The organism is Arenibacterium halophilum (assembly GCF_005938225.1).
GTDB lineage: Bacteria > Pseudomonadota > Alphaproteobacteria > Rhodobacterales > Rhodobacteraceae > Arenibacterium > Arenibacterium halophilum.
Genome location: NZ_VCPC01000002.1, coordinates 1,357,089 through 1,371,051, shown reverse-complemented (window position 1 = coordinate 1,371,051; position 13,963 = coordinate 1,357,089). Strand labels below are relative to the sequence as shown.

Below are 13,963 nucleotides of genomic sequence, written 5' to 3'. Positions count from 1 at the left end.
CAAAGTCGGAGAGCCGGGTCGCCAGGGCCTTGATGGATGCGGCCGGCGCTACCGTCTCGGTCGAGCGGCTGCATAGCGCCTGCTACGTCAACGCCATCCCCGGCGACGGGCTGCCGAAGCGGGAGACGATCAGCGTCTTCGTCTACAATATCCGCAGAAAGATGCCGGCCGGGGCAGGGGCGATCGTCACCGTTTGGGGCGAGGGGTATCGGTTTGAGGTGGGGGTGGGGTAGGACGCCAGTTCACAACGGGCTTGCAGGCCTATACGGCCTTTGCCTCTTTCTATACGAGACGAAGCTGCCTTAGGCGTTGGGTTCGTGAAAGACGATTTCCACCCGACGAGTTCAACGCTAACAAGCGAATAGGTCAACGACGGCGGTCATCCCGCAAACACATCCTTGCGCCGAAAGCTGCGCATTGGCCGCCATTTGGGTTAGATGTTCGCCTGCAACGCTCATTCTCCGATACCCGGACGAGGGCTGCCCGGGCGCGGACCGGATTCGGGGATGGCACCCTCCTGCACGGACAATACCGATGTATAAGTTCGGTCGCGCCCATGTACCTTCGTCGGGAGGCGCATCCTGTACAGGGTTCTGATCTCGTGTTCCGATACACCATCCGCCAGCATGACGAGGCGGATCATCGGATCGGCCAACATTCGCTCGACAAAGATCCCGGTCGGTTCCACGTCCGAAAGCTGGCCTTCAGCGCCAGCACTTTTGTTTAGGGGCAAAACCTTACTAACGCCGCATCCTGCGAGGTTTGATCGCTGCGTGTCGCCGAGAGGCTTGGCTGTTTCGTTCTTTAGCATGAAGGGGGCAGGTCGGCTGCGGAAAGCCTCAACAGATGTGGAAAGGTTGGCAGACAGACACGCGCCAGACATGCGCGGAAGTGTCGTCGTATCGATGTGAAGGTTCATTTGAATATTCCTTGAAAGTGTTGAATGAAACCGGCCAGCCACCATGCGCTCCATGATCAAAAGATCAGTGCGAGCCTTTTGGTCTCTGGAGCTGGCGGTCAGGTGTTGATTAAGTCGGACCTTTTGCCCTTAACTTCCTGGATCCACACTTCGAATCCGGACAGGGTCCCCGGCCCAAAAATCTGCGTCAACGGCACGTCTGCGGCGTCTCTGCCTCGCGCCACGAGGATGCGTCCCGTGCGCCTTTTGTTATTTCGCGGGTCGAAGACCCACCATTGGCCACCCAGGTAGACCTCCATCCATGCGGCGAAATCGTCTTCGGCATGGGGCAGTGGTTCGCCGATTTCGCTCACGTAGCCAGTACAGTACCGGGCCGGGATGTTCATGCAGCGACACAGGGCGATCCCAAGATGGGTAAAATCACGGCAGACTCCGAAGCCTCCAGCCAATGTCTGCGCCGCGGTACGGGTTGCGTCCGCCTTCATGTAGTCGAAGGTTATATTGTTATGGACGTAGTCGCAGATTGCCTGAACCCGCGGCCAGCCCTGGTCAGTCTTTCCGAAAAGCTCCCATGCACGCTCCGACAACTGGTCGGTTTCGCAATAGCGACTACCCAACAGGTAGACGAGCGTGTCAAAGGGCAAATCCTCGGCGGCATGTTGTGGCGTGTCGGGAAAATAGGGATCGGGATCTCCAGTATCGCGGAAGATCCCGTCGGTCATCAGAGTGAATTCGCCGGCAGGGGCAACCATGCGCGTACACCAGTTGCCGAACCCATCACGATAGCTTTCGAGCGGAACGCTGGGGTGGGTAACAAGGTAATCCGCACGTTCAAGGTCTCCGAACCGCGAGTAATGCACATTCAGCAGCGCGATCAATGGGGTCGGCTGGATCAGGGTGTGGCTGATACGGCAGCCGATATTCATGCGCAGTGCCAGTTTGCGGTCTGGCATCGACGAGGGGCCGGAGTCCTTGTTCACGGACGTTCCTTTCAGTCACCTCGAAAGAGGGCGTTGCGATTGTTTGATAAAAGGCGAAGAAGGTCAGACCTGCCGCAAATCTTTGCCTCCAAGTGCTTCCACATGCACTCGGATGGTGGCTGAGGATAAGACCGCTTCGCTTGAATGGGCAGTCCATTCCGACCGGAAACGGTAGTCTGTCAGGCCGCGTTTCGGTCAAACGCGCAGCAAAGTTAGAGCTTCGGCTTTCGGTCAGCGAATGACCAAAAAACGCGGGGCAGTTGTCTCTTTAGGTTGTCTCTTTAGACTGACGAAATTTCGAAAATGCACGTCAAGCTTGAACTTCATATAGGGTGTTTTGCCTCGATTACAACTGCGTCGGCTGTCACGATAGGCTTTGTCAGGTCGCCCTGCGCAACCAATCATCTCATCCGCGCGCGCAGTCTATTCTTTGGGGGCCGTGTCGCCATGCCGCCGCCAAAGGTTCGAGTCGGAAAATCTCTCATGGGGCGCGTGAATGACGTGATGGCTTGTCCGACCTGTTCAGCCAGGTTCACCGGACGATGAACCCCAACATAAAAAAGACAGGAACGGATGTGATAGTTGGCCGTTGAGCACTTGTATCGTAGAGCGTTCGAGTGCGGGCTGCGTTGCAGTTCATCTGTAGCATTGGAGTATCCGCATGACCGACGAAACCTTGACGATCCTCGTTGTTGAAGACGAGCCGATTATTCGCATGGATCTGGCGCTCGGTCTTGCGGACCTCGGATACAACGTTCTGGAAGCGGGAAATGCGGCATCGGCGCTGCAGGTGATGGACGGCCGCGGGATGGTTGACGTGCTTGTCACCGATATCGACATGCCAGGCAAGATGAATGGTCTCGCACTTGCGGCGGAAGTACGGCAGAGGTCTGACAGTTGCTGTATCATCATCATGTCGGGCGGCATGCAATCCACACTTCTTGCAATACCGCGACGTAGTTCCTTTCTCGCAAAACCGATTGCCGCCGAGGACATCGTTGCGGCGCTTGTTCGGGTGTCGTAACTCAGGCTGGGTTTGCAGGCATACGCAGGGTGAAAGTTGTACCTGCCTCCTCCGACGATGAGACATCGATCTGTCCGCGGTGCGCCAAGGCAATCTGCGAGGCGATGTAAAGGCCCAGCCCAAGGCCTCGAAGACTTTTCTGCTTGTTTTCATTTCGAGAGAACGGCTGAAACAATGATGCCTGCACGTCCGGCGGGATCGGCGTGCCTTGGTTCGTTACGCTGGCGACCAACTCATCGTCGCGTTCGGAAATGTCGACGATGATCGGTTGATTGGGGTCACCATGGGCAACGGCATTGCCCAGAAGGTTTGACAAAAGCTGCCCAAGCCGCTGCGGATCGGCGACTAGCGCACGCGGCAGATCGATTGAGGAATGTACAGGCTGACTGGCAACCTGCTCGATTTCGCCGATCACGTCGCGGAAAATCGGAGCAAGATTGATCGGTGCGGGCGCATTCACCTCGATTCCGGCGCCAAGGCGGCCACGGGCGAAATCCATCAGGTTGGTTATGATCTGGCTGGCACGCGTCAGTGCGCGCTGCATCTCGAGCACCAGCATCGCCCTGTGCTCCGGCGACCGATTGGGCTTTTCAAGCATGCGCAAGCCGGATGTGACCGCGGCAATCGGATTGCGCAGGTCGTGCCCGACGATGGCGATGAACTCTTCACGCAGCCGCGCGGTATCGCGTTCCGTCTGAAGGCTGGCGCGCCCCGCCGAAATCTCTTGCCGACCCATTGTTATCTCGTCTTGGCGGTCGAGCTCGCGGGCAATAAGCCGGGCAAAGATCGTGAAGAGCTGTTCTGCCTCCGCGTCGATCTCGCGCGGGGCGGGATCAAGGGCACAGAGAGTTCCCCAGATACTGTCATCAGACCGGATAATCGGAACTGAGATGTAACTCTGGAACCCATATCGCCGCGGCGTTGGATGGTCGCGGTAGATATTACTGTTTTCCACATCCGGAATCGTGATGATATTGCGGCCAGCCCGTACTTCGCAGCAGATGGTCGATGCGACATCAAGTTCGTCACCGGGCGTCAAGCCGAAGTTCACCTGGTCGTGGGACGCGCAGGTCATCCAGCGATCCTCGGTCACGCGGGCGACAGCAACAAAACCCATGCCGGTCGCAGTGCCGCAGGCCTCGAGGATCATGGTGATATCCGAGACAACTTCGACTTGCCGGACACTTTCTAAAATGGGATCGTTTTCGGATAACATGCGCCTGTCCGGTAGAGTTGTTTCAGCGCAAACTACTTGACCTGTTGTCGAATTCCTATGGGCAATAGTCCGTCCAGTCTGTCTTGCCAGTTTGACTTGCGCGCATCAGGACGCGCAGTCGGGTACGAACCCGGCAGACAAGGCCGCAGCCACGAAGGCGCTGCGTGCATCTTTCACCGGACTCATGCAGTCTATGGCGGACTCAATCTTTTCCAAGGCGGCCTGACGCGTATCGTCTACGATGGGCCAGTTGCGGCGGAGCCAGTGACGCGCCTTTTCGATTGTGCTGAAGCGTTCGGCGACACCATTATGCGTCGGGTACAGGGTGATTGGGGCACCCCATTGTATTTCAACCATTATATTTCCTTATCTGGTGGCGCGATCTTGGCGCAGCCTGCCCGGCAGGACAGTCCGCAGCACTCATCGAAAATGGACGAGATCGCCTGTTCGGCGCGATGATAGTCGCGCTTGTCCCGTATCGGGGACACTGTCGGCTCCGCATGCTCGGAACCGACCCTCTTTCGTTGCTCCGGGAACCGGAGGCAAAGGTATCTAATCGCTCAGCTTGTTGCGTCGTCCGGTTTGATTGCCGGCGTTGCGGTGGGTTTGGCCGGTGCCGCTTGCGGTTTCATCAAGCCAAACTTGCGATTATAGGGCAGTTTCACTGCAGGCTTACTCAAAAATTCCTTAAGATCGAGCTGCTTCTTCGGCTGGGAGTAGCCCATTGCCGTCTCCTCATACTATTTTGGATATCATGCGCTGCGCAAATTCATTGGGTGAATTTCGCGCAGGCAGAAACATGGAACGTGGCATAATAGGGGCGGGGTGTCAGTCGCCGCCTCCCATTTCGCGCTTTTCGCGGGCAGACCTCAGGCGCGCCGTCTTCTCAGATCGGGCCAGAGCCTCATCATCCACCAAGCGCTTGGCGCTTGCGGTCGTTTTGTCAAGCGCAGTCACCGGCTCAGCGGCTTTTGCCGCCGAAGCGGAAACGCTGGGAACCTTGAGCCGCCCACCGTTTCCGTCCTGAGCCGGAACACCTTTTATAAGGTCTTCCAGCTCCGTCTTCATGCGAGCGCCAAGTTGCTGGCGGCTTCGCGACCGTCACGACCGCTCTCGATGTCGAAAGTAACAGCTTGACCGTCTTCGATCCGGCTGATCCCAGCGCGTTCGACAGCAGAAATGTGCAGGAAGATATCCTTGCTTCCACTTTCAGGCTGAATGAAGCCGAAGCCTTTGGTGCTGTTGAACCATTTCACGGTGCCATTGGCCATATCCGTGTTCTCCTTGATAAACGCTGCCCGCAAGATCGCGGCAGCCCGGCATAGTCGATCCAAGCCGATCAACCGAAACCAAGCCACTGGCGGCGGAAAAACGAATAGAAGAAACGTCAGCATTGTCTAAATGGTGCGTAGCTGCCGGATCTTCAAGGTCCAGCTTTCAATATCGGCCTTTCACTGAAGATTTGTTAAATGATCGGGAAGCCTCAGAGAACCCGTTAGTTCCACTTTGGTCCAAAGTACGCGAATGGGTGCGGAAGCACGGGGCGCACGGGGGGCAGGGGGCGCGTTGTGACCCGAGCCACGACCGCTTCCTGCTCTCTGCTGCCGTAAGCTCGAGATGCAGTTAACAGCAGCTCTCCGCCTATGCCGTTCGGGGACCAGTCTGCTAAGACAGGTTAGGCATCGGCGGTCTCCGCGCGGCTTGGGCTATAAGAATGCTTCCCCAAAATTTTGAGCACTATCGACATAAAAACGGTGCCGTCGATGGGGCGGCCCTGAGGGCTGTAGGGTCGAATGACATTTTTCGGGTACATGTGAGGACGCCCAGGCGCGGGCCGCTCGAAGATATGCATGGGGGACGTGGGAACGAAGCACTTAAGATTAAGTGTTTCAGGTTGTTTCGGGCTGTTTAAGGTGGTCTTAACCCTTTTCGAAAACGCCTTGTTTTTAACGAAATATCGGTGCGAGATAGCCCTCCGAAGGCAGCGGCCAGAGGTTCGAATCCTCTCGGGTGCGCCAGTTTTCCGTATCGCGTGACTTCGGACGCCAAGTTAAGTTCGGCTACCGAGTAGTTTTCGACACTTCGAACGTCGTTCGCGGTCGGGCCCTATGGGTCATGTCTGGGATGTCGTGGAACGACCTGCTGCGTTGCCGCAAGTCCGCTTTCCGCCCATTCCGGACGCTTGGGAGCGGCCCACCGAAATGCAAAATCCGATGGCTCACACCGTCCCTATTTGTTCGTGTTTTGTCTCTGTGAGTCATTTGGCGACAAGCGGTCGAACGTAAAAGGGTTCGACTGAATTCAAAATCCCCCGCCTTCGGGCGTGCCGGTTCGAGTCCGGCCTTGGGTACCAATGGTTTAGCGGGTTCGCCTCGACCTGCATAAAAAATGACGCAGGCTTTATTCTCTGTTCCGCACCTGTCCGTGAGAAGATGTAGCCAATAGTTCAAACAGCTGAGGCGACGCCGAGTTCTGCGTTGTCACCCAACTTGGCACTGTCTTTTGACATTCTCGTCGTCTGGCGGGCAAGTCAGGGTGCAGTCGGAAAGCAGCTGCGCCGAGCAAGGGAATGTGATCTGTGCTGGCACTGAGCCCTGATATTTTCGCGGAAAAGCAGAATATTTGCTGTCTGCTTTGCGGCTGTTAGGCACGTAAGCGTCTGTGCAACGACATCACGGCAAAGACGTGTCCCGAAGATGAATGCCCCTGAAACGAACTAGGTGGCACCGGCGATTTCCTTTCTTTCCGGGAATCTGCCGCGCGTGAATCATGGCTGGGAACACCTGTATACGACGGCCTACCAGATTGGATGCGGGGTTCTGGTGGCGCTCGGGGTGGCGACAGAGGTTGAAGGCGGCGCCAGTCGCCGGGAAATGCCAAAATGCCCGGAACACTTCCCTCGATGGAACGACCTGTGCATTGCGGTTCTGTGGCTGGCCGAACAGCAGAACAAGCTCATTTACCGGCTGCCAGATGGAACGGGTCCACCGCCTCGGACACCGTGGCAGGGTATGACATCGCCGAATCCGGCTCCGCCGAACATTTTGCCTGCCTACGGCATGAGGCCCGGGCGCGCCGATGGAGAGGTGTTGTCGGTCCTGATCGCCCTTGGTCTCATCACAGGTGAGGGACACCGGACTGATCGCGCAGAACTCGTCCTCTGGCGAAACCAACCGCGCGCGTGGGGTATGGATGTACCCTCTGACCCCCGTTTTGTCAGCGCTGTAAGGCACGCGGTTGAAGACATGTCACCGGTCATGCGCGCAGAGATTGACCACTGGGTGAGACTCACGGGTTCTGAGGTCAACGCCCACATTCAACAATATGATGATGCTATTGAAGCGGCCCGGAGACAGTATGGCCCGAATGCACGCTTAGGTGCGCCGATGACGCCGGAGCGGGCCGTAAAGAGCCTGCAGTTCTTGCGGCGCAACGAACTTGACTGGATCTTTTTCCGCGATTGGAGACTGGCGGAGGGTTGGCTGAGCAGTGACCAATCAAAAAGGGCTTGCAGACTTTTCATGATCGGCTGGCCCAACAGATGAAGCGTGCAGTTCTCATCCGACTTCATCCTGCCCTTCCGGCTTTCGCAGACTAGACTCGGGGCCCATTGCGGCGCGAGCATCCACGGCCTTTGGTGGATAGCCGGTTCTGTCTTTGTGGATGATCTCCGGTTCCGTGTGACATCAAAGGGCGTCGGCTGTTCGCCTTGGAGAGGAAAAGGACCGACGGCGACACGTCGGCCCAATCGTTCAGGCGTTGGCCCGGGTGGCCGCTGAAACTTTGGCTTGGCCTGCGCTCGCCTTTAGCATCCGCGGTTTTCCATTGCCCGCTTGATGGCGATGGCCTCGCCCTTTTTCAGGGCGATCTCTGCCTCATGATCGCCGGCCATCGAAGATGGCGGGACAAGGATCAGGAACACGACGATGGCATCACCTGCAACCTTGTCGCGTTGCTTCTGTTCGAGCGCAGACAACTCGGTATTCGTATTGTTAAGTTGGGCAAGAAGGTGTTTGCAGGATTTTCCCGCGTATTCACTGCTGGCAACTGCAACTGGCGCAATTTTCGACGGCGGCTTGGCGCATCCTGTCAACGCTACGGCGCCGGAAAGAATGATTGCCGAAAGATACTTTCTCAAGAATGAGTCCTCTGGATTGTTGGTCCGTCCAAATGTCGCCCCGAAATGGTTTTTCGAAACGAAAGTGTGAACGGGTTTGTCCAGTAGTCACCGATACAGCTGCCGGCAATCAGAAGTCCTGTTTCGTATCAGAAGGCACGCCACTGTGTCATATGCGCAAACTTTGGTGCCGCGCGCGCTGAGAGGACAATTACGGAGCCCGCCGCCAGGCTTAGGGACGGGGGCGGTTTGCAAAGGTTGTTCTTTCCACGCCGAGAGTGCAGATTTCAAACAATCGTTTGGCTGATTTGGGAATCGCCTCGGGTATTGAATCGGTGGCTGATGAAGGCACTGGCCAAGCGGCGATGGTAGGGCGCAGGCAAAACAGGGGGGCGCTGACGATGCGGGTAGGAATTCTTGGGGCGGGCGCGATCGGCGGGTTCTACACCGCGCATCTTGTTCGGGCTGGCGCCGACGTGCAGGTGCTGGCTCGGAATGCGACGTTGGATGCGGTGCGTCGCAACGGCCTTCTGCTGGAAAGTGATCAGGGGCAGATATGCGTCAGGCCAAACGCGGTGTCGGACAAGGCTGCTGATCTGGGCGCTGTGGATATTCTGATCGTTGCGGTCAAGGGGCAGGATACGGCCGGGGCGCTCGCCCATGTGAAGCCGATGCTGAGCGACAGTACGCGGTTGTTGAGCCTACAGAACGGGTTTGCCGGGCTGGAGATCATGGAGAAGGTGGTGGGCGCAGACCGGGTGCTGAGCGGGATAACCTATGTTCCTGCCACTGTATTGGCACCGGGGCGTATCCGGCACACGGGCCGCGTGACGCGCACAGTTTTCGGACCGTACACGCCAGATGCGGAAAACGGGCAGGGGGCGGCGCTGGCCGAACTGATGCAGGTGGCCGGTTTAGACGTGTCGTATATGGATGAACCGTTGCCCGCGATTTGGTCGAAGTTCGTGATGCTGGCGCCGTTTCACAGCGTAAGTGCTTTGACCCGCGCGCCATTGGGGCACTGGATAGATTGCGCCGAGACTCAGGGTGTTTACCGGGCCGCCATGGCCGAAGTGGTTGCTGTTGCAAAAGCGCGCGGTGTGGCGCTTCCCCCTGATCTGGTCGAGAGGCATATGGCGTTCACGTTGACGCAGGCCGACCGGCGTACGCGGGCTTCGATGCTGGATGATCTTGAGCAGGGACGCCCGACGGAACTTGAGGCGACGATCGGCTGGCTGGTTCGCGCGGCGCGGCAGCATTCTGTGCCGGTTCCGATACATGACTTGGCATATGCTTTGCTGAAGCCGATGGCAGATGGCCGCGCGGTCCTGGGCGTCTAGGGCCGCGCTGCATCTGACAACGCGACCCGGGGGCGTGTTCGGCACGGGATCATGTCGCGTAGTCGGCGCCCGTCCGATCCAGCCGCCGCTTGAGCGCGGCAAACTCGCGGCTGCCCAGGGCGGCACCGAGGCCGGTCATCGCCTGTTTATGGGCGAGTTTCTGAACCTCCTTGTCGGGAAGGTGAACTGCGCCTCCGGCCTGCGCCGCGATCTGGATTCGACAGGCCTGTTCCAGATAGAACATCATGATGAACGCCTCGGGGATCGAACGGCCGCAGGCCAGAAGCCCATGATTTCGCAGGATCAGCATGTGTCTTTCCGGCCCAAGATCGGCCAGAAGCCGTTTCTGTTCATCAAGGTTCAGCGCAAGCCCTTCGAATTCATGATATCCGATCAGATCCCAATACAGCAGGCTGGTTTGGCTGAGCGGAAGCAGGCCTTCGGCCTGGGCTGACACGCCGACCCCTGCCGTGCTGTGGGTGTGGATGATACAGGTCAGATCCGGCCTTTCGCGATGCACGCAGGAATGAATCACATACCCGGCCGGGTTGATATTGTCCTCGGTGTCGTCGATCTTGTTGCCGTCCAGATCGACCTTGATCAGCGAAGACGCCGTGATCTCTTCGTAAAGGAGCCCGAACGGGTTCAGCAGAAAGTGTTCTTCCGGTCCCGGCACGCGGGCCGAGATGTGGTTGTAGATCAGGTCGTCCATCCCGAAATGCGCGATCAGCCGGTAGGCGGCGGCCAGATCGATTCGCACCTGCCACTCTTCGTCTGACATGCCTTCCGGCTTCGGGCTTTGCGTCGTGTCGGTCTTTTGCATGTGGCTCCCCTTCACATAGCGCGCCGCGCTGACGGGCCGCGCCATACGTGGCGTTTATCGGCTGTCAACCTCTATGCAGGCGCAAATTTCTGTTGCGAGTTTACATATTCTGAATAACATGAACAGGCGTTTGTTTGGCAAAAGATGGGATGGACTTTGCCAGCGCGCGCAAAAGGCATGCCAACGCGGCATCACATCAGCGGCGTGGCCGCACAGGGAGGAAAACATGAGCTTTAATCGACGCCAGTTCTTTAAGTCGGGTGCAATCGGAGCGGGTTCGCTGGCCCTGGCTGCGCCTGCGATCGCCCAGAACCGTCGCGAGTTGTCGATGGTGATGGCCTGGCCACACAACTTTCCGGGGTTGGCGTCCATCGCCTATAACTTTTCCAAATTCGTGGAAGAGCTGACGGACGGATCAATCACCATCAAGGTGAATGCGGCCGGAGAGCTTGTTGGCGCGTTCGAGGTGTTCGATGCGGTGGGGCAGGGTACGGCAGATTGCTACCACGCGTCGCCGATGTTTCTGGCAGGCAAATGGCAGCCGGCAACGTTCTTCGGCCTGGTCCCGTTTGGCCTGAACGCGAACGAACATTGCGCCTGGATGTATTTCGGCGGCGGCGAAGAGCTGCAGGAAAAGCCGTATCGTGAATTGTTCAACCTGAAGGCGATGACCTGCGGCCATACCGGGACCCAGATGGCCGGTTGGTTCAACCAGGAAATCAATAGCCTGGAAGATTTCAAGGGTATCAAAATGCGCAGCTCGGGCATCGCGGGCGAGGTGATGCGCCGTGTCGGTGCAAGCGCGGTGATGATCCCGCCGCAGGAAATCTTTACCTCGTTGCAGTCGGGCGCCATCGACGCGACCGAGCTGTGCTGCGCGTGGCTGGACAGCGCCAACGGCTTCCACCAATACACCAAATACTATTATGCGCCGGGTTGGCAGGAAGTGAACAGCGCGGGCGAAATCGGCATCAACGCCGATGTCTGGGACAGCTTCACCGATCACGAGCGGCTGATCATGCGTCATGCGGTGCAATCGGCGAACTCGATCAATATCGGCGAATGGCCGTATTACAACGCCAAGGCGATGGACACGCTGCGCAACGAACACGACGTTGATGTGCGCCTCTATCCGGATGACGTGCTGGAAGCACTGGCAAAGACATCTGCCGAAGTCATCGCGGAACTGGGCGACACAGACGATTACGCCCGCGAAATCTATGCCAGCTGGAAAGACTACCGCGATACCGCGCTGCGCTATTCGGCGTTGGTCGATTATCCGATGTACCGGGCGCGCAAGATCGCCTTCGACATCGGCGCCTGATCCTGAAGCAATCCAACTGCGCGGCACTTCTTTGGTGCCGCGCGCATTCTGGAGGGGGATCGGCCTTGCGGTATCTCGACTTGCCCATCGCGTTTCTTGATGCGGTGACCGTTGTCATCGGGCGTGCCTTTTCGTGGCTGACGCTGTTCATGGTGTTGATGACATTCGTAAACGTGCTGCTGCGGTATGTCTTCGGGTTGTCGATCATCGCGGCCTACGAAACCGTTGTGTATGCCTTCGGCATCGTGATGACGAGCGTGGCCGGTTGGGCGCTTCTGACCGATCAGCATGTCAGGATCGACGTTTTCTACGGGCGCATGTCGGCTCGAAAACAGGCAGCTGTAAACGTGGTTGGCAGCGTCCTGTTTCTGGCGCCTTTGCTTTACGTGATTACGGATCGCTCGATCGGATATGTCAGCCGTTCTTGGAAGCTGCGCGAAACCTCGAACGAAATCGCCGGTCTTGATTACCTCTATGTCCTGAAGACCTTCATCCTCGTGTTCGTCGTGGTTCTGGCGATTCAGGGGCTGTCGTTCCTGCTGCGCAACCTGAGGGTGCTGATCCTCGGGTTTGATCCGGCGCCGCTGGCAGGGCCGGATCAGGGCAAAAATACTCCGAATGCCGAGCAGGTGAAGCAATGATCGCCGAATATCTGGAACTGTTCCTGTTCCTTGCCATCTTTGTGCTGATCCTGTTCGGCTTTCCCGTGGCCTTCACGTTGGCGGGGGTTGCGCTGATCTTTGCGGTGATTGGCGCGTGGATGGGTGAATTTCAGCTCCGCCAGCTGAGTTTCCTGCCGCAGCGCATCTTTGGAACCATGTCGAGCGAGGTGCTGATCGCGGCGCCAATGTTCATTTTCATGGGGCTCGTGCTGGAGCGCTCTCAGATCGCCGCAGATCTCCTGACCTCGATGGCCAAGCTGTTCCGGGGTATGCGCGGCGGTTTGGCGCTGTCGGTAGTTTTGGTCGGGATGCTTATGGCCGCCTCGACCGGCATCGTGGGCGCGACGGTCGTGACTATGGGCCTGATTGCCCTGCCGGTGATGTTGAAGGCCGGCTATGACCCGCGGCTTGCCACGGGCACGATCTGCGCCAGCGGCACATTGGGGCAAGTCATTCCGCCGTCGATCGTGCTGGTTTTTCTGGGCGACGTGCTGACCTACGCAAACCAGCAAGCGAACCTGAAGGCCGGGAATTTTGCGGGCAAATCCGTTGGTGTCGGTGATCTTTTCGCCGGGTCGCTGATCCCGGGGCTGCTGCTTGTCGGGCTTTACGCGATCTACATCATCGCGATTGCATGGCTCAAACCCGAACGCGCGCCCGTGCCGCTGCCCGAACCGGGCGAGCAGGCGATGAGCAAGCGTGAAAGGTTGGCCCTGTTGCTGAACGGTCTATTGCCGCCGGGCATCCTGATCGTCGCCGTTCTGGGGTCAATCCTAACAGGGATCGCCACACCAACCGAAGCTGCGGGCGTGGGCGCCGTCGGCGCCGTGATCCTGGCCGCGCGGCGGGCCGTGCCAAGGCTGGCGCCGCTGTTCTGGGCTGGCATCGTCGCCTCCGTCGCGCTGATCGTCATCAACGGCTTTTTTGACCTTTTGATCCAGCGCGACAATTTCAGCCCGACCGAACAGGCCATGCTGTGGGTCGCGATGGGATTGGTGGCTGTCGTGCTGGCCTCTGTCGTTGCCGCGTGCTGGGCGCTGTTCCAGACCCGCCAGCTGACCCCGGTGGTGGAACAGACCGGCCTGATAACGGCGATGATCTTTGCCGTGCTGGTCGGGGCCAGCCTGTTCTCGCTCGTGTTCCGGGGGTTGGGCGGCGAAGAAACCGTTCACCACATGCTGGATGCGTTGCCCGGTGGCCTGTTCGGGGCGATGGTCTTCGTGATGCTGCTGATGTTCGTGATGGGGTTCTTCCTCGATTTCCTCGAGATCATCTTCATCCTCGTGCCAATCGTGGGGCCTGTGCTGATCCTGATGGGGGCAGACCCTGTCTGGCTGGGTGTGATGATTGCGGTGAACCTGCAAACCTCGTTCCTGACACCGCCGTTCGGATTTGCGCTGTTCTTCCTGCGCGGGGCCGCTCCGGCGAGTGTGCGGACCTTCGACATCTATCGCGGTGTGATGCCTTTCATCGCCTTGCAGTTGGTCGGACTGGCGTTGATCGCGATTTTCCCGGCGCTGGCAACATGGCTGCCGGACTACCTCTTTTCGAAATGACC

Annotated in this window: 16 protein-coding genes; 7 read left to right on the top strand and 9 right to left on the bottom strand. The window is 58.3% G+C overall.

What is annotated here, in order from left to right; all coding sequences use genetic code 11:
- On the top strand, positions 1–233 hold a 233-nt coding region (locus tag FGK64_RS13260), incomplete at its 5' end, for a winged helix-turn-helix domain-containing protein (protein ID WP_171054070.1).
- Between the two features lie 221 nt (positions 234–454).
- Here FGK64_RS13260 and FGK64_RS13255 read toward each other — a convergent pair.
- Together FGK64_RS13255 and FGK64_RS13250 are read right to left on the bottom strand one after the other, a co-directional pair.
- The gene (locus FGK64_RS13255) at positions 455–919 is read right to left on the bottom strand and encodes a hypothetical protein (protein WP_138864239.1); all 465 of its coding nucleotides are present in this window, start codon (positions 917–919) and stop codon (positions 455–457) included.
- 98 nt (positions 920–1,017) lie between these two features.
- Positions 1,018–1,851 carry a transglutaminase-like domain-containing protein gene (locus tag FGK64_RS13250; RefSeq protein WP_171054078.1) on the bottom strand — a complete coding sequence of 278 codons (834 nt, stop codon included), beginning with the start codon at positions 1,849–1,851 and terminating at the stop codon, positions 1,018–1,020.
- A 709-nt stretch (positions 1,852–2,560) separates the two neighbouring features.
- Here FGK64_RS13250 and FGK64_RS13245 point away from each other — a divergent pair.
- Positions 2,561–2,923 carry a response regulator gene (locus FGK64_RS13245; RefSeq protein WP_138864238.1) on the top strand — a complete coding sequence of 121 codons (363 nt, stop codon included), beginning with the start codon at positions 2,561–2,563 and terminating at the stop codon, positions 2,921–2,923.
- A gap of 1 nt (position 2,924) precedes the next feature.
- Here the strand turns inward: FGK64_RS13245 and FGK64_RS13240 are convergent, their stop codons facing one another.
- The 5 genes from FGK64_RS13240 to FGK64_RS13225 form a co-directional block, all read right to left on the bottom strand.
- Positions 2,925–4,139: a GAF domain-containing sensor histidine kinase gene (locus FGK64_RS13240; protein WP_138864237.1), complete on the bottom strand. Its 1,215-nt coding sequence runs from the start codon at positions 4,137–4,139 to the stop codon at positions 2,925–2,927.
- Between the two features lie 105 nt (positions 4,140–4,244).
- Positions 4,245–4,496, bottom strand: a complete 252-nt coding sequence (locus FGK64_RS13235; protein WP_138864236.1) for a DUF982 domain-containing protein — start codon at positions 4,494–4,496, stop codon at positions 4,245–4,247.
- Between the two features lie 203 nt (positions 4,497–4,699).
- A complete protein-coding gene (locus FGK64_RS22180; RefSeq protein ID WP_171054069.1) occupies positions 4,700–4,864 on the bottom strand; it encodes a hypothetical protein in 165 nt (54 codons plus the stop codon).
- Between the two features lie 103 nt (positions 4,865–4,967).
- Positions 4,968–5,207, bottom strand: a complete 240-nt coding sequence (locus FGK64_RS13230; protein WP_138864235.1) for a hypothetical protein — start codon at positions 5,205–5,207, stop codon at positions 4,968–4,970.
- Positions 5,204–5,410, bottom strand: coding sequence for a cold-shock protein (locus FGK64_RS13225; protein WP_138864327.1), 207 nt, complete (start codon positions 5,408–5,410; stop codon positions 5,204–5,206). Before FGK64_RS13225 ends, FGK64_RS13230 begins: the two co-directional genes overlap by 4 nt.
- A 1,449-nt stretch (positions 5,411–6,859) precedes the next feature.
- Here FGK64_RS13225 and FGK64_RS13220 point away from each other — a divergent pair.
- Complete coding sequence (locus tag FGK64_RS13220; protein WP_138864234.1) at positions 6,860–7,684, top strand: hypothetical protein; 825 nt, start codon at positions 6,860–6,862, stop codon at positions 7,682–7,684.
- 260 nt (positions 7,685–7,944) lie between these two features.
- Here FGK64_RS13220 and FGK64_RS13215 read toward each other — a convergent pair whose 3' ends face one another.
- Complete coding sequence (locus tag FGK64_RS13215; RefSeq protein ID WP_138864233.1) at positions 7,945–8,277, bottom strand: hypothetical protein; 333 nt, start codon at positions 8,275–8,277, stop codon at positions 7,945–7,947.
- A 380-nt stretch (positions 8,278–8,657) separates the two neighbouring features.
- Between FGK64_RS13215 and FGK64_RS13210 the strand changes: the two genes are divergently transcribed.
- The gene (locus FGK64_RS13210; protein ID WP_171054068.1) at positions 8,658–9,596 is read left to right on the top strand and encodes a ketopantoate reductase family protein; all 939 of its coding nucleotides are present in this window, start codon (positions 8,658–8,660) and stop codon (positions 9,594–9,596) included.
- A 49-nt stretch (positions 9,597–9,645) separates the two neighbouring features.
- Here the strand turns inward: FGK64_RS13210 and FGK64_RS13205 are convergent, their stop codons facing one another.
- Positions 9,646–10,419 (bottom strand): class II aldolase/adducin family protein, encoded by a 774-nt coding sequence (locus tag FGK64_RS13205; RefSeq protein ID WP_138864231.1) that lies wholly within the window; start codon positions 10,417–10,419, stop codon positions 9,646–9,648.
- A 226-nt stretch (positions 10,420–10,645) separates the two neighbouring features.
- Here FGK64_RS13205 and FGK64_RS13200 point away from each other — a divergent pair, with 226 nt between their 5' ends.
- From FGK64_RS13200 to FGK64_RS13190, 3 genes are all read left to right on the top strand, one after another.
- Positions 10,646–11,743, top strand: coding sequence for a TRAP transporter substrate-binding protein (locus FGK64_RS13200; RefSeq protein WP_171054067.1), 1,098 nt, complete (start codon positions 10,646–10,648; stop codon positions 11,741–11,743).
- A gap of 65 nt (positions 11,744–11,808) precedes the next feature.
- Positions 11,809–12,384 (top strand): TRAP transporter small permease subunit, encoded by a 576-nt coding sequence (locus FGK64_RS13195; RefSeq protein ID WP_138864229.1) that lies wholly within the window; start codon positions 11,809–11,811, stop codon positions 12,382–12,384.
- A complete protein-coding gene (locus tag FGK64_RS13190) occupies positions 12,381–13,961 on the top strand; it encodes a TRAP transporter large permease (RefSeq protein WP_171054066.1) in 1,581 nt (526 codons plus the stop codon). The genes FGK64_RS13195 and FGK64_RS13190 overlap by 4 nt, the downstream gene beginning before the upstream one ends.
- The last annotated feature ends 2 nt before the right edge of the window (positions 13,962–13,963 follow it).